Below are 21,138 nucleotides of genomic sequence, written 5' to 3' on the forward strand. Positions count from 1 at the left end.
GCGTGACTGACATCGAGTTCGGCCTGGACACCTTCGGCGGGGTCACCCGCGACGCCGAGGGCAAGCCGCAGCACCACGCGCAGGTGATCCGGAACATCGTCGAGGAGGGCGTGCTCGCCGATCAGGTCGGCCTCGACTTCTTCGGTGTGGGCGAGCACCACCGCCGCGATTTCGCCGTCTCCAGCCCGGAGATGGTGCTCGCCGCGGTCGCCTCCCGCACCGAGCGACTGCGGCTCGGCTCCGCGGTGACAGTGCTCAGCTCCGACGACCCGGTGCGGGTCTTCGAGCGGTTCGCCACCCTCGACGCGGTCTCCCAGGGCCGCGCCGAGATCGTCGCCGGGCGCGGGTCGTTCACCGAGTCGTTCCCGCTGTTCGGGTTCGACCTCGCCGACTACGAGGAGCTCTTCGAGGAGCGGCTCGAGCTGCTCGCCGCCCTGCTCGAGGAGGAGAAGGTCACCTGGGAGGGCCGCACCCGCGCGGCACTCACCGACCAGGAGGTCTTCCCGCGCACGGAGAACGGCCTGACCGCCTGGGTCGGCGTCGGCGGGAGCCCGGAGTCGGTCGTACGCACCGCCCGCCACGGCTTCGGCCTCTTCCTGGCGATCATCGGCGGTCCCGCCGACCGGTTCGCGCCCTACATCGACCTCTTCGAGCGCGCCCAGGACGAGTTCGGGGTGCAGCGCCAGCGCGTCGCCGTCCACTCGCCCGGGTTCGTCGCGGCGACCGACGAGCTGGCGCGGGAGACGGTCTACGAGGGCTGGCTCGCGATGCGCACCCAGATCGGTCGCGAGCGCGGCTGGCCGCCGCCCTCGCCCGGCGACTTCGAGCGCGAGATCGAGGGCGGGTCCCTCTACGTCGGGTCGCCGGAGACGGTCGCCCGGAAGCTGGCCGGCACCATCAAGGTGCTCGGCGTCGACCGCTTCGACCTGAAGTACGACCAGGGCCAGGTGCGCCACGAGGACCTGATGGGCTCGATCGAGCTCTACGGCACCCAGGTCGTGCCGCTCGTCAAGGACATGCTGGGCTGAGGCGGGTCAGCCCAGCTCCTGGTCAGCCCAGCCAGCTCGAGATCGGGTGGATCGCGAAGTAGACGGCGAACATGACCGCGACCAGCCACATCAGCGGGTGGACGGTCTTGGCCTTGCCGCGGACGATCTTGATGAGCACGAACGCCAGGAAGCCGGCGCCGATGCCGACCGAGATCGAGTAGGTGAACGGCATCAGCGCGATCGTCAGGAACGCCGGGATGGCGATGTCCACGTCGGCCCAGTTGATGTCCTTGACCTGCTGCATCATCAGGAAGCCGACCAGCACCAGGGCGGGCACCGCCGCCTCCGACGGGATGATCTCGACGAGGGGGGAGAGGAACGTGGTGAGCAGGAAGAGCACACCGGTCACGACCGCCGCCAGCCCGGTGCGGGCGCCCTCGCCGACGCCGGAGGCCGACTCGACGTAGGAGGTGTTGGACGAGACGCCACCGGCGCCACCTGCCGCGGCGGCCAGCGAGTCGACGACCAGGATCGAGCGCGTACGCGGCGGAGTGCCGTCCGCACGCAGCAGCCCCGCCTCGGTGCCGATCGCGGTCATCGTGCCCATGGTGTCGAAGAAGTCGGCGAGCATGAGCGTGAAGACCAGCAGCACCGCGGTCACGACGCCGACGTTCTCGAACGAGCCGAGCAGGTTGAACTCGCCCAGCGTCGCGAACGAGGGCCAGTCGACGATCTTGTCCGGGAAGGCCGGCACGTTGAGCGCCCAGCCGGTCGGGTTCTCTGCGCTGCCCTTGCCGATCCCGGCGATCGCCTCGACGACGATCGCGAGCACCGTGGTCGCCGCGATCGAGATCAGGATCGCGCCGCGTACCTTGCGCACCCACAGCGTGATCACCAGGGCCAGGCCGATCACGAAGACCAGCACCGGCCAGCCCGCGAGCTGCCCCGTCGGACCCAGCTGCACCGGAACGGTCGTGTTCGCGGCGTCGGGGATGCGGCGTACGACCCCGGCATCGACGAAGGCGATCAAGGCGATGAACAGACCGATACCGACCGAGATCGCGGTCTTGAGCTCGCGCGGCACGGCGTGGAAGACGGCCTCCCGGAACCCGGTCAGCACCAGCACGAGGATCACCAGACCCTCGATCACCACCAGCCCCATCGCGTCGGCCCAGGTCATCTGGCTCGCGATCGAGAAAGCCACGAAGGCGTTGAGCCCGAGCCCGGTCGCCAGCGCCAGCGGGTAGTTGGCCACGACGCCCATCAGGATCGTCATCACGCCCGCCACCAGCGCCGTACCCGCCGCGATCGCGGCCAGGTTGTCGCCGCCGTTGCCGCCGAGGAGGTCACCGTTGACGTCCTCCGCGAACCCGAGGATCAGCGGGTTCAGCGCGACGATGTAGGCCATCGTGAAGAACGTGACCACGCCACCGCGGACCTCGCGCCCGACGGTCGAGCCGCGGGCACTGATCTGGAAGAACCGGTCAAGAGCGTTGGTACGTTCCGGGGTCGAAGTGCTCACGCCCCGCATCTTCGCAGATGCGGGGCGCGGAGATGTCGTTGGTTGAGCCGTGAGCGCCAGCGAGCGTGTCGAAGCCAACACGGTCGCTGACGCGGGTCAGTTGATCGTTCTCACGGGGCAGCGCGCAACACCGGCCTTGGCGATACGTACGTCGGCGGTGACGAGGGTGAGGTCGTGGGACTCGGCGACCGCTACGTAGCCGGCGTCGTAGGTCGACAGGTTGCTGCGCAGCTCCCACATCCGGGGCAGGCACGGGCCGGTGGGTGCGGTGATCACCGTGATCGCCTGGAGCCAGTGCAGCGCTCGGTCAGCGTCCTGGTCGGTGAGCTTGCCGCCCAGGAGGAGTCCGCGAAAGACGCTGAGCACCTCGGTGCGCCAGACCTCCGGAACGACCCATTCGGGGTCCTCGGCGAGGATCTTGGTCGCCGCGTTCACCCGCGGGTCGGTGCCGGGGTCCGCGAAGAGGAGTGCGACCGCGGAGGCATCGGGGACGATCACGCAGCGCCCTCGGTGCGCTCGCCGCGCGCCGTGTCGCGGGCGGCGAGCACATCCTCGGTCGTGAACTTCGAATCGCCCCTGCTGGCGACCACACGGTCGATCAGGGCCTGGTTGTTGGCGAAGGAAGCCTCCCGGAGGACCACGTCACGCAGGTAGGAGTTCAGCGACTGGCCGCGGTCCTTCGCGCGCTGGGCAAGGACGTCGCGTACGTCATCTGGGATGTCGCGGATCTGCAGGTAGGCCATGCACTCATTATGCGTGCATTATGCATTCGTATCAAGTGTTCAGTCGGTGTGGTAGATCGGGCGGTCTGCCTCGGCGGTGCCCCATTCGCGGTTCGGCTCGGAGCCGACGTCGATGCGGACGGTGCCGCCGCGGGTCATCACCGACTCGGGCAGCCACGACTGCGTACGCGGCGCTCCGTCGAGGGTGACGGACTGGACGTAGATGTTCTCGGCGCCGGCGCCGGGGGACTCGATGGTGATGTCGACGCCGTTGCCGCGGTGGATCACCACTTGCCCGAAGATCGGGCTGGAGAGCAGCATCTCGGCGCGGGCGGGGTCCTGCGGGTAGATGCCCATCGCGGAGAAGACGTACCACGCCGACATGGTGCCGAGGTCGTCGTTGCCGGGCAGGCCGCGGGGGCCGGTGCCATAGGCCAGGTCGGCCATGGCGCGGACCGTCTCCTGGGTCTTCCAGGACGCGCCGAGCGCGTTGTACATCCACGGGACGTGGATGCCGGGCTCGTTGGTCGGGTCGTAGCGCAGCGCGTCGCCGCCGGTGTACTGCCAGGAGCCGTCGGCCTTGTGGAAGAACGCGTCCAGCCGCTGGATCGCCCGCTCCCGCCCACCGACGGCCTCCGCCAGCCGAGCGACGTCGTGCGGCACCATCCAGGTGTACGTCGCGCTGCTCCCTTGCGCGAAGCCGGTCTGCGTCGACGGCGTGAAGCCACCGACCCAGCTCCCGTCGGCGTTGCGGGCCTGCTGGTAGCCGCCCTCGGGCGTGGCGGCCGGGTTGAACGTGTGCTGCCACCAGCCGGCCCGATCCATCAGCGAGTCCGTCTGGGAGACGGAGGCGCCGAGGCGGCGGCCCCAGTCGGCGAGTGCGTAGTCGGCGACGGAGTCCTCGAGCGTCTCCGCGGCGCCGCCCCAGCATCGGCAGGTGTCCTGGGGTGCGTACCCCTTGGCGAGATACTCGGCCAGGTTCGGCCGCTGGCCGATGCACTGCCCGGGGCAGCCGTAGCTGGACAGCCCGTCGGGGTGCGGCACCGTGGACTGGCGGACCAGCGAGTCGTAGGCGCCCTGAGCGTCGAAGTTGCGAACGCCGAGTGCGTAGAAGCCGGCCAGCGTCGGTGCGCTGGGATCGCCGGTCATCACGTGCGTCCAGCCGCTCAGGTGGACCCAGCGGTCCCAGACCCCGCCGTGCTGGCGGGAGTAGGCGTGCAGGGAGCGGGCGAAGTCACCGGCCACCCGCGGCTCCAGGAGCGCGAGCAGCTGGGTGTGGGCGCGGTACTGGTCCCAGCCGGAGAAGTTGCCGTACTGCGCCTGCTGGCCGCGCTCGATCCGGTGGACCTCCTGGTCGCTGCCCCAGTAGGTGCCGGCCACGTCGGAGATCACGTTGGGCTGCAGGTAGGAGTGGTAGAGGCCGGTGTAGAAGGCGGTCTGCTCCTCGTGGGTGCCACCGGAGACCTCGATCGAGGAGAGCGCCCGGCGCCACTCGGCCTTGGCCTCCGAGGCGATGGAAGAGACGGTGTCGCGTCGCCCGATCTCGGCGGCGAGGTTGGCCTCGGCGGCGGACTGACTGGTGTAGGAGATCCCGATCCGCATCCGCACGCTCTGGTCACGGCTCGGGTCGAACGAGACGTACCCGCCCGAGCCCTGGCCCTGGCGGGCGGCGCCGGTCTCGTAGCCCTCACCGCCCCGCGCCTCGGTTGAGCCGGGCTGGAGCTCGCCGTTGACCCAGGTGCCGTGGCCGGAGAAGCCGCGGTCGAACTGCGCGGTGAAGTAGAGCCGGTAGTAGGAGCGCTTGTTGCTCCCGCCGCCGTTGCCGCGCCGGCCGCAGAAGGCACCAGTGAGCACCGAGCCGCTGACGGTCCGCTTCGCCTCATCGATCCGCGTCACCGCCGTCTCGCTGCCGTTGAGCGAGTTGGAGGTGCGGAAGAGCAGGTTCGCCGGCTTGTCGGCCGGGAAGGTCAGGTCGCTGACCGAGGCTCGGGTGGTCACCGCGGTGTCGACCTCGGCGCCGTTGGCCAGGCCCAGCCGGTAGCGCCCCGGCTCGGCCAGCTCGTCGGCGTGGCTGAAGTTCGAGGCGTACGTCGCATCGGTCACGTCCGCGGTGGGAGATCCGGTCATCTCGCCGGTGTGCGGGAAGATCGGCACGTCCCCGGCGGCGCCGGGATGGCAGCCCGCGCCGTTGACATGGGTCAGCGAGAAGCCGCGCAGCCGCGTGGTGTCGTAGGAGTAGCCGTTCGACGCGGCGGTGTTGGTCTGGTCGCCCGCCGTGGAGGTCGGGCTGAAGGAGAGCATCCCGAAGGGGCGTACGGCTCCGGGGTAGGTGTTGCCGCCGTTCGACGACCCGATCAGCGGGTCGACGAGCGCCACCGGATCACCGGCGGGCGGCGCGGCGGCCCGGGCCGCCGAGAACGGAGTGAACGCGCCGCCGAGCAGCGCAAGGGACAAGGCACACGTCGCGAGAACCCGCATGGCGGAGAACGATTCCAGAGGAACGTCCTCCGCCGTGCGGGTTCAGGTGAGAGCGAGTTGAACTCAGGCGGTCCACTCGGGGTAGTCGGTGTAGCCGGCCTCGCCGCCGCCGTAGAAGGTCGACAGGTCGGGCTCGTTGAGCGGGAGGCTCTCCGCGAGGCGCCGGGGCAGGTCTGGGTTCGCGATGAACGTACGCCCGAACGCGGCGGCGTCGATCAGGTCGGCCTCGAGCAGGCGGGTGGCCTTCTCGGAGGTGTAGGAGCCGGCGCCCACGATCGGGCCGGGGTGCGCGGTGCGCAGCTGCTTGCGGTATTCGTCGGAGAGCTCGGGGCCGCCGGCCCAGTCGGGCTCCGACAGGTGCAGGAAGGCGATGCCGCGCTTGCCGATCTCGGCAGCGAGGTAGAGCCCCATCTCGGCGCCCTCGGGGTCCTCGAGGCCGTTGAACGAGCCGATCGGGGAGATTCGGATGCCGACGTGCTCGGCGTCCCACTCGTCGACGACCGCGTCGAGCACCTCCAGCGCCAGCCGGGCACGGTTCTCGAGGGAGCCGCCGTAGGAGTCGGTGCGCTCGTTGCTGCTCGCGCTGGCGAACTGGTGGAGCAGGTAGCCGTGGGCGGCGTGGATCTCGACGAGGTCGAAGCCGGCCTCGCGGGCGTTGCGGGTGGCGCGACGGTAGTCGTCGATCACACCCGCGATCTCGGAGGTCTCCAGGGCGCGGGGCGTGGGGCAGCTGACCCGGGTCGGGGTGCCGTCCTCGCCGCGTACGGTCGTGCGGTTGCGGTAGGGGAGCGCTGAGGCGCTGACCGGGAGGTCGCCGTCGTGGAAGGACTCGTGGGAGACCCGGCCCGTGTGCCACAGCTGTGCCGCGATCCGGCCGCCCGCCTCGTGGACGGTGTCGGTGACGTGTCGCCAGCCCTCGACCTGCTCGGCCGAGTAGATGCCCGGGGTGTCCATGTAGCCCTTGCCCTGCGGCGAGATCTGGGTGCCCTCGGACACGATCAGCCCGGCCGAGGCGCGCTGCCGGTAGTAGTCGGCCATCAGCGGGTTGGGTACGTCGCCGGGCCGGCTGGCACGCATCCGGGTCAGTGGCGCCATCAGGACGCGGTTGGGGAGGGTCGTCGAACCCAGGCTCAGCTGCGAGAAGAGTGAAGTCACGAGGTGCTCAACGTAAGCGGGCGCTCATATTGTTCCCGACGGCGTCGGAGTGGTCGAGCCGGCGATGACCAGAGCCCCCATGACGCCCGCGTTGTCGCCGAGCTCGCTGGGGACGACGTCGAGTGCGGCAGCGGTGTCGGGCTGGGTGAAGCGGTCGATCGAGTCCTTGATGCCGAGCACGAAGGACTCCGACTGGCGCATCGTGTCGCCCACCACGATCAGCGCCGGGTTGAGGTGGTTGCACAGGTCGGCCAGCACCCGGCCGACCGCGCGGCCGGCGTCGTCGAGGATCCGGTTGACCCGGATGTCACCCTCCTGGGCGAGCTCGAGCAAGCGCTCGACGCTGAGCGTCTCGTCGTAGGCGGGCTGCAGCAGCTCGACCAGCCGGGACCCGCCGAAGGCCTTCTCCAGGCAGCCGCGGTTGCCGCAGCGGCAGATCGGCCCGTTGTCCTCGAAACGGACATGGCCGATCTCGCCGGCGATCCCGGTGATCCCGCGGTAGAGCTTGCCGGCGAGGACCAGGCCGGCGCCGATGCCGCTGGACGCCTTGACGTAGATGACGTCGTCGACGTCGCGCGCGGCGCCGTACTCGATCTCGGCGAGCGCGCCGAGGTTGGCGTCGTTCTCGATCCTGACGGGCAGGCCGATGCGGCGGGCGAGCTCCTCGCCCGGCGCCAGGTCCATCCAGTTCCCGAGGATGGGAGAGACGACGATGCCGCTGCGGGGGTCGACGGGACCGGGAATCCCCATGCCGACACCGAGGACGCGGTCCTTCCTCGGGTCGATGCCCACCTCCGCCAGGCATTCGCGCACGAGTGCCGCGGCACGGTCGATGGTCTCGACCGCGGAGTTGTCGACGTCGAGCCGGATCTCGTGGTCGATGAGCGGCTTCGCGGTGAGGTCGGCGACAGCGACGCGGACGTGGCGATGGCCGATGTCGACGCCGATGAGGGTGCCGGGCGAGCCGCTGATGGTGAGGAGGGACGGCGGTCGTCCGCCCCCTCGGGCCAGCGCGGCGCCGGTGGTCTCGACGATCTGATCGGAGGCGAGCAGCTCCTGGACGATGCTCGACACGGTGCTGCGGGAGAGTCCGGTGCGCTGGGCGAGCTCGGCGCGGCTGACCGGCGCCGACCGTCCCAGCAGGTCGAGAACCTGGGAACGGTTGGCGACGCGCAGCCGCGATTCCGGAGTGGTCATGGCGTGACTCTAGGTGATTATGTCGATTTGCGACAGATCTCAGGTTGAAAACGTCCTGCGTTATGCGTTGACTCGACAGAACATCGAGGCGTACGTTATCCCGGCACGCGACCGCGAGTAACCCAGATCACACACCGACGTGGCGGTCGCGCAACCGGAGGATCAAAGATGAACGCAACGCGTAAGGCCCTGGCCGCCGGCCTGGCCGCCCTGAGCCTGCTGGCGGTCTCCGCCTGCGGCAGCGACAACGAGAGCGGCAGCACCGATGAGGTGGAGGTCTTCACCTGGTGGGCCGAGGGCAGTGAGAAGGCCGGGCTCGACGCCTTGGTCAAGGTGTTCGACGAGCAGAACCCCGACCTGAAGTTCGTCAACGGCGCCGTCGCCGGTGGCGCCGGCAGCGACGCCAAGAACGTGCTCCAGTCCCGCCTGCAGAACGGTGAGCCGCCGGCCACCTTCCAGGCGCACGCGGGTGCCGAGCTGACCGACTACATCAACGCCGGCCAGATCGAGGACCTCACCGACCTCTACGAGGAGAAGGGCTGGAACGAGCAGTTCCCGGAGGGCCTGCTCGAGCGCCTGACCCAGGACGGTGGCATCTACTCCGTCCCCTCGAACATCCACCGCGCCAACGTGCTCTGGGCCAACCCGGCCGTCCTGAAGAAGGCCGGCATCGAGGCCAACAAGACGTACGACTCGCTCGACGCGTGGATCGCCGACCTGAAGACGATCAAGGCCAAGGGCATCATCCCGCTCTCGATCGCGACCGACTGGACCCAGGTCCACCTGCTCGAGACCGTGCTCCTCGCCGATCTGGGCGTCGAGGCGTACAACGGTCTGTGGGACGGCACGACCGATTGGGGCGGCAGCGAGGTCAAGGACGCTCTGGCTGACTACAACACGCTCCTCTCGCTGACCAACACCGACCGCCAGGGTCTCGACTGGCCGGACGCGACCCAGCTGGTCATCGACGGCGAGGCCGCGTTCAACGTCATGGGCGACTGGGCCGAGGCCGCCTTCCAGGAGCAGAAGAAGACGCTCGGCACCGACTACACCGCGGTCCCGGTCCCGGGCACTGACGGCGTCTTCGACTTCCTGGCAGACTCGTTCACCATGCCGGTGGACGGCCCCAACCCCAAGGGCACCGAGGCCTGGCTCGACACCATCGCCAGCGACGAGGGCCAGGTGGCCTTCAACAAGGCGAAGGGCTCGATCCCGGCCAGCACCACGGCCGACACCGCGGACTTCGGTGAGTACCAGCAGACCGCGATCAAGTCGTGGGGTGAGGACGAGATCGTGTCCTCGCTCGCCCACGGTGCCGCGACCTCGGTCAACTGGCTGACCGACATCACCGCCGCCGTCGCCAAGTTCGGCAGCAACAAGGACGTCGCCGAGCTCCAGGAGGGCCTCGCCGAGGCCGCCGAGGACAACAAGCCCGAGTGACCCCGGGCTCTCCCGAGCCTGACGAGATCATCTGGTCCGAGGGGTTGCGGCCGCGCCAGCTGCCGTGGCCCCTCGGCCGCCCCTTGTGAAAGGACGGACACATGTCCTCCACGGTGCCCAGCGCCGTCAAGCGGCCACGACGGCCCAAGGGCCGCATCGGCGGCCACGGGTGGGTCGCACCCGTACTCCTGATCCTGCCGACCGTCATCGTCATCGGTGTCTTCGTCTACGGCCTGATCGGGTCCAACATCAACACGTCCCTGCAGGACCGCCACAACATCGGGCCGTCCCAGGGTTTCGCCGGTCTGGACAACTATCGCGACCTGTTCGCCGACGACGACTTCATCTACTCGCTGCGCAACCTGCTGCTCTACACCGCGGCGTTCCTCGTCGGCACCCTGTGCCTGGGGTTCCTGTGGGCGTGGCTGCTCGAGCGCAAGGCCCGCGGCGAGTCGCTGTTCCGGGCCATCTACCTGTTCCCGATGGCGGTCTCGTTCGTCGCCTCCGGTGTGGTCTGGCGCTGGCTGCTCAACAACGCCGAGGGTGACCGTGCCTCCGGCCTGAACCGGCTCTTCGACACCCTCCACCTCGACTTCCTGCAGAACCCGTGGTGGACCCACGAGCGGTGGGGCATCCTCGCGATCGCGGTTCCCGCGATCTGGCAGCTCAGCGGCTACGTGATGGCGCTCTTCCTGGCCGGCTTCCGTGGGATTCCCGAGGAGCTGCGCGAGGCGGCCCGGATGGACGGCGCCTCGGAGTGGCAGCTCTACCGCCACGTCATCTTCCCGCAGCTGAGCCCGGTCGCCCTCTCCGCGATCATCATCATCGGCCACATGTCGCTGAAGGTCTTCGACCTGATCATGGCCATCGCGGGCCAGACCAACTACACGACCCAGGTGCCAGCCACCCAGATGTGGATCGAGTTCACCCGCGGCGACTACGCCAAGTCGGCCGCGATCGGAACCATCCTGCTGGTGATCGTGGCCATCCTGATCGTTCCCTACCTCGTCTCGACCTACCGTCAGGAGCGCCGCCGATGACTACCGATGCCATCCCGGCAGCCGTCGCGACCAAGATCCCGGGCGAGCGTTCGCGCGGGATCTGGCGCGCGGTCAAGTACGTCCTGCTGATCACCTTCGCGCTGATCGTCCTGCTTCCGGCGTACGTGCTGCTCGTCACCAGCTTCAAGGGTCTCGGCGACGCGACCCCCGCCAACGCCTGGAAGCTTCCCGAGTCCTGGGAGACGGCCGGCTGGTCGCGCGCCTGGGAGCAGCTCGGGCCGGCCCTGGGGCGTACCTTCGCCATGGTCATCCCGGCCTCGATCATCTCCTCGGTGCTCGGCTCGATGAACGGGTTCGTGCTCTCGAAGTGGCGCTTCCCGGGCGCCGACGTGGTGTTCACGCTGATCCTGTTCGGGATGTTCATCCCCTACCAGGCGGTGATGGTGCCGCTGGTCCAGCTGATGAGCAACCTCGGCGTCCCCTCGGGCGTCCCGAGCCTGATCGTGCTGCACGTGGTCTACGGCCTGCCGATCACCACGCTGATCTTCCGCAACTACTACGCGGGGGTCCCGGTCGAGCTCGTCGAGGCCGCTCGGGTCGACGGCGCCGGCATGCTCCGGACGTACGCCTCGATCATCCTGCCGATCTCCGCGCCGGCGTTCGTGGTGGTGCTGATGTGGCAGTTCACCTCGGCCTGGAACGACTACCTGTTCGCGCTCTTCTTCTCCACCTCGCGCAACGGGCCGGTGACGATCGCGCTCAACTTCCTGGCGAGCGGTCAGCTCCAGGACTACTCCGCCAGCATGGCGGGCGCGCTGATCGCGTCCGTCCCGACCCTGATCATCTACATCCTGCTCGGCCGCTACTTCGTGGGCGGGCTGATGGCAGGCTCGGTCAAGGGATGATCGTCTGATGATCGACGCGGACGCCGAGTGCCGCCGGCTGGCCGGGTTCGCCCGGCCGTCGGCGGCCTCGCCGGCCGGCTTCTGGTGGCTGGACGAGTCGGGTCGCCCGGACCCGGCCGAGCCGGTGCACACCTGGATCACCGCCCGGATGACCCACGTCTTCGCCCTCGCGCACCTGCGCGGCGACGTCGACGACGCCGCCGAGCTCGCCGCTCACGGCATCCGAGCCCTGTGCGGCGCACTGCGCGACGACGAGCTCGGTGGCTGGTACGCCTCGGTCTCGGCCGAGGGCGAGCCGGTCGGCACCCTCAAGGAGGCCTACGCCCACGCCTTCGTGATCCTGGCCGCGAGCAGCGGCGTCGCGGCGGGTGTGCCCGGTGCGGACGCGCTGCTCGACGAGGCGCTCGGGGTGATGCAGCAGCACTTCCTCGACGGCTCCGGCCGGGTGGTCGACAGCCTCGAGCGCGACCTCCGTTCGGGGGAGGCCTACCGGGGCGCCAACTCCAGCATGCACACCGTGGAGGCGTTCCTGGCCGCGGGTGACGTCACCGGCGACGCCGCCTGGCACCAGCGGGCGCTCGCGATCGCCGAGCACCTGATCCACGATGTCGCCCGCGCCCACGGCTACGACCTGCCCGAGCACTTCGACCTCTCCTGGTCGCCGCTGCCGGACTACAACGCCGACCGCCCCGGCGACCCGTTCCGGCCCTACGGCTGCACGCCCGGGCATCTGCTGGAGTGGTCCCGGCTGCTCCTGCACCTGGACGCGTCGCTCCCGGACGCGCCGTCGTGGCTGGTCGAGGATGCGCGGGCGCTCTTCGCGCGCGCGGTCGAGGTCGGCTGGGTCGACTCCGGTGACGGGCCCGGCTTCGTCTACACGACCTCGTGGGACGGGACGCCGGTGACCCGGCTACGGCTGCACTGGGTGGCCGCGGAGGCGCTCGCCGCCGCCGGAGCCCTGCACACCCGCACCAGCGAGGCCGGCTATGACGAGTGGCGCCTGCGGTTCGAGGCGTACATCGAGACCCACCTGATCGACCGCGAGCTCGGCAGCTGGCACCACGAGCTGGACGAGCACAACCGTCCCTCGCACGTGATCTGGCACGGCAAGCCGGACGTCTACCACGCCTATCAGGCGTTGCTGCTCGCCCGGATGCCGCTCGCCCCGGTGGTGTCGGTGCAGCTGCGCCGGTAGCCTCAGGCCGCCTGGAACGAGCGGCGGGAGAGGCCCAGGCCGTAGCCGTCCAGGGTCGTGGTGACCGGAGCCGTCGGGTCGGTGGCCGCGCCCAGGGTGACGAAGAGCGGGGTGAAGTGCTCGACGGTCGGGTGGGCGTACGGCATGCCGGGGGCGGCGGTGCGGAACCTGGCCAGCTCGGCGACGTCGCCGCGGTCCAGGGCCTCGGCCGCCCAGGCGTCGAAGTCGGAGGACCAGCCGGCGGGCTTGTTCTCGGTCATCGACTCGCGGGTGAGGTACGGCAGCCCGTGGGTCATGTGGCCCGAGCCGACCACGAGCACACCCTCCTCGCGCAGCGGCCGCAGGCGCTCGCCGAGGGCGAGCAGCTTGTCGGGGTCCTCGGTGGGCAGCGAGAGCTGCACGACCGGGATGTCGGCCGCCGGGTACATGATCTTCAGCGGCACCCAGGCGCCGTGGTCGAGGCCGCGGCGGGTGTGCTGGTGGGCGGTCTCGGCGTCGGGCATCAGCGCCGCGGTGGTGCGAGCGAGCTCGCTCGCGTCCGGGGTGTCGTAGCGCACCGAGTGGTAGATCGGGTCGAAGCCGCCGAAGTCGTAGACCAGCTCGTCGGGGTGGGTGGCGCTGATCGAGAGCGGCGCCGACTCCCAGTGGGCGGAGATGACGAGGATGGCCTTCGGCCGGGGGAGCGACCGCGCCCAGGCGTGCAGCGGGTCGAGCCACTCCGGGCTCTGCAGCGGCAGCGGGCCACCGCCGTGGGACAGGTAGAGGCTCGGCAGCGGCCCGTCCGCCGGCGTCCAGACGCGATGCGGGTCGGCCGCCTCGCGGGCCTGGACCGTCCGCAGGTGCTGGGCGAACGGATGCGTCTGCGGGAGGCGGGCGTCCGCGGCGGCGGTCGTGCTCTCGGGTGCGGTGGTCATGGCGGTCTCCTGCGGTTCGGCCCAATAGTTGTTGCTTGAACTAACTCTAGAGGACCGTTGTTTGTTCCACGCAACTTTCTGCGGCACACTCCCTGGCGTGGAGGGCAACTGGCTGTCGCCGGCGGAGCGGGCGGCATGGGTTCGCCTCATCGCCGTGCTCGAGCTGCTCCCGGGCGCTCTCGACTCCCAGCTGCGCCGCGATGCCGGCCTGACCCATTTCGACTACGGCGTGCTGGCCATGCTCTCCGAGGTGCCCGACCGGACCCTGCGGATGACCGAGCTGGCCGGCTACACCAACTCGACGCTGCCGCGGCTCTCGAACGTGGTCAAGCGCCTGGTCGACCGCGGCCTCATCGAGCGTCACACCTGCCCCGGTGACCGCCGCGCGACCAACGTACGTCTCACCGAGGCGGGCCACGAGAAGATGGTCGCCTCCGCTCCTGGTCACGTGGACGCGGTGCGCGAGTACGTCTTCGACTCGCTGAGTCCCGAGCAGGTGGACCAGCTGGCCGAGATCGCGGGGGCCATCCTCGACCGGCTGGATCCGACGGGCGCGAGAAGGCCGCCGATCGACCCGGAGGCGGGTTAGGGATCCAGGGGGATGGCGCCCGGCCGTTAGGTCGCGTTAGGTTACCCTAACCTTGGTTGGTGGCTCGGCGCCGACCTGACCCGAGCGCAAACCTGAAGGAACCCCCGTGAACCGTCGTTTCCGTCTGGGCCCACTCGCGGCCGCCGCCGCCCTTGCCGTCCTCACCCTCACCGCCTGTGGCGGCTCCACCGAAGCCTCCGACGACGCCGGCGGTGCCGGCTCGGCCTTCGTCTACGAGGACGCCCGTGGCAAGACGGTCGAGATCGACGGCACGCCCGAGACGATCGTCGCCCAGGCCAGCGCCGCCGCGGCGCTGTGGGACAACGGCCTCGAGGTCGACGGCGTCTACGGCGACCTGCCCGATACGGAGAACTACCTCATCGGCAACCTCGACGTCTCCCGGACGAAGGTCCTGGGCAAGGCCTTCGGTGAGTTCAACGTCGAGGAGTACGCGGCGATGAACCCCGACCTGCTGATCGACATGACCTTCGACAAGAAGACGCTCTGGTACGCCGCCGAGGTGGAGAAGCAGGTCGAGAAGCTCGCGCCCACCATCGGGATGCCGCTGACCGGGCTCTCGGTGACCGAGCAGATCGAGGCGTTCAACAAGCTGGCGACGGACCTCGGCGCGAAGCCGGAGGTCGACGACGCCAAGGCCGAGTTCGAGGACGCCGTCGCGCGGATCCAGGCGGCGGTGGAGAAGAACCCTGACCTCACCGTGCTGGCCGTGTCGAGCTACGGCGAGGAGATCTACTTCGCGAACGCTCCCGAGCACCCCGACCTCGCCTACCTCGCCGAGCTCGGTGTGAAGTTCCCGAAGGTGACGCCCGACGAGCAGGGGATCTTCGAGCCGGTCAGCCTGGAGAACATCGGCAAGTACCACGCCGACCTGCTCCTGGTCGACGCCCGCGACACCGGCGGTCTCGCGGAGCTCGAGAAGAAGGACATCTTCAAGCGCCTGCCCGCCGTCGCCGGCGGTCAGCGGGACCTCTGGTACCCGGCCGCGCCCTACAGCTACCAGGCGTACGCGAAGATCTTCAGCGGCTACGCCGACCAGCTCGAGGCCGCCCAGGTCCTCGAGCAGGGCTGACGGGCACGACGTGCGTCTCAGTGACCTCGCCTCGGGCGAGGCCGTCACGGCGCGCGCGGACCACACCAGGGTGCAGGTCCCGCGTGGGCCTGCGCCCATCGCCCTCCGGGCGACCGCGGTGCTCGTCGACCTCGCCCTGGTGGCCCTGCCGCTGGTCGTCGGCGCGCTGGTCGTGCACTCGCTGCGCGACGCGAACGGCGGCGGCACCGTGGACCGGGTGGTCTTCGGCGCCTTCGCGCTCGCCGTCGCGGCCGCAGTCCTCGTGTGGAACCGCGGGTTCGCCCAGGGCCGGCGGGGTGCCTCGATCGGCAAGACCTGGCTCGGGCTGATCGCCCGGGGCCACGACGGCCGCCCGCTCGGCGTACGTCGCAGCCTGCTGTTCGCGCCGCGACAGGTCGTGCGCCGGATCACGGCCATGGACGAGGGCTTCGTCGAGATCGAGGTCGATCTCACCCCGGCGAAGCTGCGTCTGCGCCGGATCACCGGCCTGCTCGCGCTGCTGGTGATCCTGGCGGTCCTGGTCCTGGCGAGCGTCGCCGTCGGTTCCCGGCCGCTGAGTTTCGGTGAGATCTGGCACGGGCTCCTCCCGCACTACGACACCACCCCCACCGAGGCCGACCTGATCGTCCGCGACCTGCGTACGCCCCGGACCCTCCTCGGCCTCGTCACCGGCATCGCGCTCGGCCTCGCCGGCGGGCTCATCCAGGGACACACCCGCAACCCGCTCGCCGACCCCGGGATCCTCGGCGTCAGCGCCGGTGCCGCGTGCGCGGTGGTCCTGGCGATCACGTTCCTGGGCGTGACGAGCCCGGTCGGCTACATCTGGTTCGCGCTCGCGGGTGCGCTGATCACCAGCCTCGCCGTCTTCGGGCTCTCCGCGGTCGGGAGCGGCAGCCCGTCACCGGTCTCCCTCGTCCTCGGCGGCGCTGCGGTGGCGGCCTTCCTCTCCGCCATCACCTCCGCCGTGGTGCTCCTCGACCAGACCACCCTCGACGCGTACCGCTTCTGGATCGTCGGCTCGGTCGCCGGCAGGGGGCTCGAGATCCTGGTGCCGCTGCTGCCGTTCTTCGCCCTCGGCTTCGTGCTCGCCATGGTCAACGCCCCCGGGCTCAACGTCCTCAGCCTCGGCGAGGAGGTCGCCCGCTCGCTCGGCACCAACGTCGCCCTGAACCGCACCCTGGGGATCGCCGCGATCACCCTGCTCGCCGGTGCGGCCACCGCGGCGTGTGGGCCGATCGCGTTCATCGGCCTCGCCGTGCCCCACATCGCGCGGGCGTTCACCGGGCCGGACTACCGCTGGCTGCTGCCGTGCTCCGCCCTGATCGGCGCCGTCATGCTCATCACCTGCGACATCCTCGGCCGGGTCGCCGCGCGCCCCGGCGAGCTCCAGGTCGGCATCGTCCTCGCGCTGGCGGGCTCGCCGTTCTTCATCGCTCTCGTACGCCGCCGGAAGCTGGTGACACTGTGACGACGACGCTCGTGCCGGGCCGTCCGCGCTTCGGCTGGGGGCCGGTGACGATGGTCTGGCGCCCCCGCCTGGTCGCGGTCAACGTCGGCCTCCTCGTGCTGGTCTTCCTGCTGGTGTGCCTCAACGTCGGTCAGGGCGACTACCCGATCAGCGTGCCCGACACGGCCACGGCGATCCTCGGCGGTGGCAACGAGGCCGAGCGCTTCATCGTCTGGGACCTGCGCCTGCCGCGGTCGGTGGTCGGCCTCCTCGTGGGCGCCGGCTTCGCGATGTCGGGCGCGATCTGGCAGTCGATCACCCGCAACCCGCTCGCCAGCCCGGACCTGCTCGGCATCACCGCCGGCGCCAGCGCCGGGGCGGTCGCGGTGATCGTCTTCGGCGGCACCGCCATCCTGGGCACCACCATCGGGGTGCCGGCGGCGGCCATGGCGGGCGGTCTGCTGACCGGGGTCGTGATCTACCTGCTCGCCTGGCGACGGGGGATCGAGGGCTTCCGGCTGGTCCTGATCGGGGTGGCCGTCAACGGCATCCTGCTCGCACTGACCAACTGGATGCTCGTCATCGGCGAGATCTGGGACGCCCAGGAGGCGACCGTCTGGCTCAACGGGTCGCTCAACGGCAGGGGTTGGGACGACGCCGTGCCCGCCGCCATCGCGGTCGGGGTCATCGGCACGGTCGCCCTGGCGTCGACCTTCCAGCTCTCCGCGCTCAAGCTGGGCGACGACACCGCCCGCGCGCTCGGCGTACGGGTGCAGCTCAGCCAGTCGGTGCTGCTGATCGCCTCGGTCCTGCTCGCCGCCATGTGCGTCACCGCGGCCGGACCGATCGGGTTCATCGCCTTCGTCGCACCCCAGGTCGCGCTCCGCATCGCCCGCACCCCGGGGCCGCCGCTGATCGCCTCGGCGCTCACCGGCGCCGCCCTGGTGGTGGGCAGCGACTACGTCGCGCGCGTGCTCCTGCCCGTCGAGCTCCCGGTCGGGATCGTCACCACCGCCATCGGAGGCCCCTTCCTGATGTATCTGATCATCCGCACCAACCGGAGGCTGTCGCGATGAGCACTCACCAGATCAGCGCCGAGGACCTGGTCCTCGCCTACGGCGACCGGGTCGTCGCCGACGGTCTCACCACCGAGATCCCGTCCGGGAAGGTGACCACGATCATCGGCCCCAACGGCTGCGGCAAGTCGACCTTCCTGCGGGCTGTCGCGCGGCTCCTCAAGCCCCGCTCAGGGCAGGTGCTGCTCGACGGCAAGGCGATCACCTCGATGCGTACCCGTGAGGTCGCGAAGGTGCTCGGCATGCTGCCGCAGTCGCCCACCGCGCCCGAGGGTCTCACCGTCGCCGATCTGGTGGCCAAGGGGCGCCACCCGCACCAGTCGTGGCTGCGCCAGTGGTCCAGCGACGACGAGACCGAGGTCGACGCGGCGCTACGGCTGACCGGGATGCAGGAGCTCGCCGCCCGCCCCGTGGACGAGCTCTCCGGCGGGCAGCGCCAGCGGGCGTGGATCTCGATGGCGCTGGCGCAGGAGACGGACATCCTGCTGCTCGACGAGCCGACGACGTACCTCGATCTCGCTCACCAGGTCGAGGTGCTCGACCTCGTGGACAAGCTCCACGCCGACCTGCAGCGCACCATCGTCATGGTCCTCCACGACCTCAACCTGGCGGTCCGCTACAGCGATCACCTGATCGTCATGCGCGAGGGGCGCATCGTCACCTCCGGCGCGCCCGACGAGCTCGTCACCGCCGAGCTGCTCCGCGACGTCTTCGGACTCGACAGTCAGGTGCTCGTCGACCCGGTCTCGGGCCGCCCGATGATCGTCCCGATCGGCGTGCGCCGCTCCGCGCCCATCGTCCAGCACTGAACGTGCCCCGGAAGACCGGGGAACACCATGATGAAAGGAAACCACGTGCGCAAGCACCTGTCCGGCGTCGCTGCCATCCTCGCCGCCGCCCTCGTCCTCACCGCCTGCGGCGGCAGCTCATCGGGAGAGGAGGCCGCGCCCGAGACCCGCGAGGTCAAGCACGCCAAGGGCGTGGCCGAGGTGCCCGTGGCCCCGAAGCGGGTCGTGGTCCTGGACACCGGCGAACTCGACGACGCACTCGCGCTCGGCGTGAAGCCCGTCGGTGCGGTACGCGTCGACGTGGCCACCGACTTCCTCAGCTACCTCGGCGACCAGACCGAGGGGATCGAGGAGGTGGGCACCATCTCCGAGCCCAACCTCGAGAAGATCGCCGCCCTCGACCCCGACCTCATCCTGTCCAGCACGGTCCGCCACGAGGCGATCTACGACCAGCTGAACGCGATCGCCCCGACCGCGCTCGCGCCCGACCTCGGCGACACCTGGAAGGACAACTTCCTGCTGTACGCCGACGCGCTCAACAAGACCGACGAGGCCGAGAAGATGCTCGCCGACTTCGAGAGCGACGCCGCCGCGCTCGGCAAGACCGTCGGCACCGGCAAGACCGTCTCGATCGTCCGGTTCCTCCCCGGCCAGATCCGGCTCTACTCTGACAAGTCCTTCTCCGGCGTCATCCTCGACGACATGGGCCTGACCGTCCCCGAGCAGGCGGTGGGCGAGGACACCTACCTCGAGATCTCGCCCGAGCAGGTCACCACCGCCCAGGCCGACCACCTCTACGTCAGCACGTACGGCCCGGAGGGCGACACCGACAAGGCCGAGGTCCTCGGCGGGCCGCTGTGGCAGCGGATCCCGGCGGTCGAGTCCGGTCAGGTCCACGACATCAACGACGACCTGCTCAGCGGCATCGGCATCCAGGCCGCCCAGCAGATCCTCGCCCAGTTCGAGAAGGAGCTCGGCTGAGCTGACCACGCGGACGCCGGTATCGGGTCGCACCGAGCTGCGCTCCATACTGGCGTCCATGCGGTTCGACGAACGCTATATCGCCCGGGTCACGCTCGATCCGCGCCATGACACCGGTCGATATCCGTTCACGCTGCCGGTTGTCCGCGAGCTGGTCGGCGGGGAGGGGATCGACTTCGACGAGCGGGTGACCTTCCTGGTCGGCGACAACGGCACCGGAAAGTCGACGATCATCGAGGCGATCGCGGTCGCGTCCGGGTTCAACGCCGAGGGCGGCTCCACCTCCTTCCGGTTCGCCACCCGTGCGACCGAGTCGTCGCTCGCCGACTACCTCGTGATCGAGCGCGGGCTCAAGCGGCCGCGCAACGGCTACTTCCTGCGCGCGGAGTCGTTCTACAACGTCGCCACCGAGATCGAGCGCCTCGACCTGGACACCTCGGACGCCTACGGCGGGGTCTCGCTGCACGAGCGCTCCCACGGGGAGTCGTTCCTCGACCTGGTGATGCACCGGTTCGGACCCGGCGGGCTCTACATCCTCGACGAACCCGAGGCCGCGCTCTCGGTGAAGGGCTGCCTGGCACTGGTCGCGCGCATCATCGAGCTCGCGGATGCGAGATCGCAGTTCATCATCGCCACGCACTCCCCGGTCCTGCTCTCGGTGCCGGGAGCCCGGATCCTGCAGTTCGACGAGGACGGGCGTATCGGGCAGGTCGCCTACGACGACGCCGAGCCGGTCAACCTGACTCGGCGGTTTCTGGCGGACCCGGGGCGGTATCTGCGGTACGTCCTGGGGGACTAGGTGTCTGGGGTCCTGTGTCTGAGTTCCAGCGTGGGTGGGGCCAATACCGGGATTGGGTTGGGAGATTTAGAAGCAGGGTGTCTGGGTTGGGTGCCATTTACCTGTCTTGCGGGCTTCCAGCAGCGGTCTGGGTTGGGTCGGGATATCTGTCCCTGATTGGGTTCATTGGTTTTGTGTTGTGTGGTAGGCTCGGCGAAGGCGTAAACGTGAAGGCCGACCACCTCGAAAGAGGCGTGCCCTATCCACCCGAGACACAACGGGGGTGGGGTAATCCAGGGGAACCAGGGGCGTGCACGCTGAGCTGCGAGGGTAAGTAATAGCCCGTACTCCGGGCCTCCGCGACCAGCGAACCAACCGGGATTCTGCATGGGCAGAAACCCTTGAGTTCGTACGTCGGGAGGTGACCGGTTCGATGACCACGCTGCAGCAGCCCCAACACCCCGTGCTGGGGGCGGTGGTCGCGGTCACCACCTCGCTCGAGGCGGTTGCGGCGGCGAACCCGGTGTTCATGGCCACCGACCAGAAGGCCGCCACCTTGCTCGAGATCGCCCGCGCCAAGGCCCAGTTGGCCGAGCTCGAGCTCCGGGTGATCGCCACCGCCGAGGATGTCGCGGCCGAGTCCGCGGCACGGGATGTCGCGGCGTGGCTGCATCACCACACCCACCAGCGCCCCGAGACCCTCCGCGCTGAACCGCCCCGGTGTTTCCGGACACTTCTGATGGTGTCTCTACCCGGTCGGGGAGAGATGGTTTCTAGCAGCGTAGTGCGCGTTCTCGATCTCGATGGGTGTGAGGTCATCGATTGATCCGTGGGTGCGCTCGTGGTTGAACCAGTGGACCCAGTGCAGGGT

The 21,138-nt window shown here is 69.8% G+C and carries 20 protein-coding genes; 13 read left to right on the forward strand and 7 right to left on the reverse strand.

The features are described from left to right. The first annotated feature begins 2 nt into the window (after positions 1-2). Positions 3-1,028 carry an Atu2307/SP_0267 family LLM class monooxygenase gene (locus ABT304_RS29715; RefSeq protein ID WP_350720900.1) on the forward strand — a complete coding sequence of 342 codons (1,026 nt, stop codon included), beginning with the start codon at positions 3-5 and terminating at the stop codon, positions 1,026-1,028. 22 nt (positions 1,029-1,050) lie between these two features. Here the strand turns inward: ABT304_RS29715 and ABT304_RS29720 are convergent, their stop codons facing one another. From ABT304_RS29720 to ABT304_RS29745, 6 genes are all read right to left on the reverse strand, one after another. Then, complete coding sequence (locus tag ABT304_RS29720; RefSeq protein ID WP_350720902.1) at positions 1,051-2,520, reverse strand: NCS2 family permease; 1,470 nt, start codon at positions 2,518-2,520, stop codon at positions 1,051-1,053. Between the two features lie 87 nt (positions 2,521-2,607). Further along, positions 2,608-3,009, reverse strand: coding sequence for a type II toxin-antitoxin system VapC family toxin (locus ABT304_RS29725; protein ID WP_160022224.1), 402 nt, complete (start codon positions 3,007-3,009; stop codon positions 2,608-2,610). After that, positions 3,006-3,254, reverse strand: coding sequence for a FitA-like ribbon-helix-helix domain-containing protein (locus ABT304_RS29730; protein WP_141794184.1), 249 nt, complete (start codon positions 3,252-3,254; stop codon positions 3,006-3,008). Before ABT304_RS29730 ends, ABT304_RS29725 begins: the two co-directional genes overlap by 4 nt. 39 nt (positions 3,255-3,293) lie before the next feature. Further along, the gene (locus tag ABT304_RS29735; protein ID WP_350720904.1) at positions 3,294-5,711 is read right to left on the reverse strand and encodes a GH92 family glycosyl hydrolase; all 2,418 of its coding nucleotides are present in this window, start codon (positions 5,709-5,711) and stop codon (positions 3,294-3,296) included. Positions 5,712-5,774: 63 nt separating this feature from the next. Beyond that, a complete protein-coding gene (gene nemA / locus ABT304_RS29740; RefSeq protein WP_350720906.1) occupies positions 5,775-6,866 on the reverse strand; it encodes an N-ethylmaleimide reductase in 1,092 nt (363 codons plus the stop codon). 24 nt (positions 6,867-6,890) lie between these two features. Then, positions 6,891-8,063, reverse strand: a complete 1,173-nt coding sequence (locus ABT304_RS29745; protein ID WP_350720908.1) for an ROK family transcriptional regulator — start codon at positions 8,061-8,063, stop codon at positions 6,891-6,893. A gap of 168 nt (positions 8,064-8,231) precedes the next feature. On the opposite strand from ABT304_RS29745, the gene ABT304_RS29750 reads away from it, so the two are divergent. The 4 genes from ABT304_RS29750 to ABT304_RS29765 all read left to right on the forward strand — a co-directional run bounded on the left by ABT304_RS29750 (position 8,232) and on the right by ABT304_RS29765 (position 12,604). Further along, positions 8,232-9,503, forward strand: a complete 1,272-nt coding sequence (locus tag ABT304_RS29750; protein WP_350720910.1) for an ABC transporter substrate-binding protein — start codon at positions 8,232-8,234, stop codon at positions 9,501-9,503. 101 nt (positions 9,504-9,604) lie between these two features. Beyond that, positions 9,605-10,543, forward strand: a complete 939-nt coding sequence (locus tag ABT304_RS29755; protein ID WP_350720912.1) for a carbohydrate ABC transporter permease — start codon at positions 9,605-9,607, stop codon at positions 10,541-10,543. Beyond that, positions 10,540-11,409: a carbohydrate ABC transporter permease gene (locus tag ABT304_RS29760; RefSeq protein WP_350720914.1), complete on the forward strand. Its 870-nt coding sequence runs from the start codon at positions 10,540-10,542 to the stop codon at positions 11,407-11,409. Before ABT304_RS29755 ends, ABT304_RS29760 begins: the two co-directional genes overlap by 4 nt. A gap of 7 nt (positions 11,410-11,416) precedes the next feature. After that, a complete protein-coding gene (locus ABT304_RS29765; protein ID WP_350720916.1) occupies positions 11,417-12,604 on the forward strand; it encodes an AGE family epimerase/isomerase in 1,188 nt (395 codons plus the stop codon). A 2-nt stretch (positions 12,605-12,606) separates the two neighbouring features. Here the strand turns inward: ABT304_RS29765 and ABT304_RS29770 are convergent, their stop codons facing one another. Then, positions 12,607-13,518, reverse strand: coding sequence for a dioxygenase family protein (locus tag ABT304_RS29770; protein WP_350720918.1), 912 nt, complete (start codon positions 13,516-13,518; stop codon positions 12,607-12,609). Between the two features lie 97 nt (positions 13,519-13,615). On the opposite strand from ABT304_RS29770, the gene ABT304_RS29775 reads away from it, so the two are divergent. The 8 genes from ABT304_RS29775 to ABT304_RS29810 all read left to right on the forward strand — a co-directional run bounded on the left by ABT304_RS29775 (position 13,616) and on the right by ABT304_RS29810 (position 21,093). After that, positions 13,616-14,107 carry a MarR family winged helix-turn-helix transcriptional regulator gene (locus tag ABT304_RS29775; RefSeq protein ID WP_350720920.1) on the forward strand — a complete coding sequence of 164 codons (492 nt, stop codon included), beginning with the start codon at positions 13,616-13,618 and terminating at the stop codon, positions 14,105-14,107. 106 nt (positions 14,108-14,213) lie between these two features. Further along, positions 14,214-15,197 (forward strand): ABC transporter substrate-binding protein, encoded by a 984-nt coding sequence (locus tag ABT304_RS29780; RefSeq protein WP_350720922.1) that lies wholly within the window; start codon positions 14,214-14,216, stop codon positions 15,195-15,197. Positions 15,198-15,207: 10 nt separating this feature from the next. Further along, complete coding sequence (locus tag ABT304_RS29785) at positions 15,208-16,665, forward strand: FecCD family ABC transporter permease (protein ID WP_350720924.1); 1,458 nt, start codon at positions 15,208-15,210, stop codon at positions 16,663-16,665. Further along, positions 16,662-17,720, forward strand: coding sequence for a FecCD family ABC transporter permease (locus tag ABT304_RS29790; protein ID WP_350720926.1), 1,059 nt, complete (start codon positions 16,662-16,664; stop codon positions 17,718-17,720). Before ABT304_RS29785 ends, ABT304_RS29790 begins: the two co-directional genes overlap by 4 nt. Beyond that, positions 17,717-18,529 carry an ABC transporter ATP-binding protein gene (locus ABT304_RS29795; protein ID WP_350720928.1) on the forward strand — a complete coding sequence of 271 codons (813 nt, stop codon included), beginning with the start codon at positions 17,717-17,719 and terminating at the stop codon, positions 18,527-18,529. Before ABT304_RS29790 ends, ABT304_RS29795 begins: the two co-directional genes overlap by 4 nt. A 45-nt stretch (positions 18,530-18,574) precedes the next feature. Then, positions 18,575-19,489 carry an ABC transporter substrate-binding protein gene (locus ABT304_RS29800; RefSeq protein WP_350720930.1) on the forward strand — a complete coding sequence of 305 codons (915 nt, stop codon included), beginning with the start codon at positions 18,575-18,577 and terminating at the stop codon, positions 19,487-19,489. 58 nt (positions 19,490-19,547) lie between these two features. Beyond that, a complete protein-coding gene (locus ABT304_RS29805; protein WP_350720932.1) occupies positions 19,548-20,288 on the forward strand; it encodes an AAA family ATPase in 741 nt (246 codons plus the stop codon). 412 nt (positions 20,289-20,700) lie between these two features. Continuing rightward, positions 20,701-21,093: an RNA-binding protein gene (locus ABT304_RS29810; protein WP_350720933.1), complete on the forward strand. Its 393-nt coding sequence runs from the start codon at positions 20,701-20,703 to the stop codon at positions 21,091-21,093. Positions 21,094-21,138: the final 45 nt, after the last annotated feature.

The sequence above is a fragment of the Nocardioides sp. NPDC000445 genome (genome assembly GCF_040300245.1).
In the GTDB taxonomy this organism is placed as follows: Bacteria; Actinomycetota; Actinomycetes; order Propionibacteriales; family Nocardioidaceae; genus Nocardioides.

Coding starts and splice junctions, on each gene's coding strand:
- ABT304_RS29720 (WP_350720902.1), bottom strand. CDS start 2,520: ATGCGGGGCGTGAGCACTTCGACCCCGGAACGTACCAACGCTCTTGAC.
- ABT304_RS29730 (WP_141794184.1), bottom strand. CDS start 3,254: ATGGCCTACCTGCAGATCCGCGACATCCCAGATGACGTACGCGACGTC.
- ABT304_RS29735 (WP_350720904.1), bottom strand. CDS start 5,711: ATGCGGGTTCTCGCGACGTGTGCCTTGTCCCTTGCGCTGCTCGGCGGC.
- ABT304_RS29745 (WP_350720908.1), bottom strand. CDS start 8,063: ATGACCACTCCGGAATCGCGGCTGCGCGTCGCCAACCGTTCCCAGGTT.
- ABT304_RS29750 (WP_350720910.1), top strand. CDS start 8,232: ATGAACGCAACGCGTAAGGCCCTGGCCGCCGGCCTGGCCGCCCTGAGC.
- ABT304_RS29755 (WP_350720912.1), top strand. CDS start 9,605: ATGTCCTCCACGGTGCCCAGCGCCGTCAAGCGGCCACGACGGCCCAAG.
- ABT304_RS29760 (WP_350720914.1), top strand. CDS start 10,540: ATGACTACCGATGCCATCCCGGCAGCCGTCGCGACCAAGATCCCGGGC.
- ABT304_RS29765 (WP_350720916.1), top strand. CDS start 11,417: ATGATCGACGCGGACGCCGAGTGCCGCCGGCTGGCCGGGTTCGCCCGG.
- ABT304_RS29770 (WP_350720918.1), bottom strand. CDS start 13,518: ATGACCACCGCACCCGAGAGCACGACCGCCGCCGCGGACGCCCGCCTC.
- ABT304_RS29795 (WP_350720928.1), top strand. CDS start 17,717: ATGAGCACTCACCAGATCAGCGCCGAGGACCTGGTCCTCGCCTACGGC.
- ABT304_RS29805 (WP_350720932.1), top strand. CDS start 19,548: ATGCGGTTCGACGAACGCTATATCGCCCGGGTCACGCTCGATCCGCGC.
- ABT304_RS29810 (WP_350720933.1), top strand. CDS start 20,701: ATGACCACGCTGCAGCAGCCCCAACACCCCGTGCTGGGGGCGGTGGTC.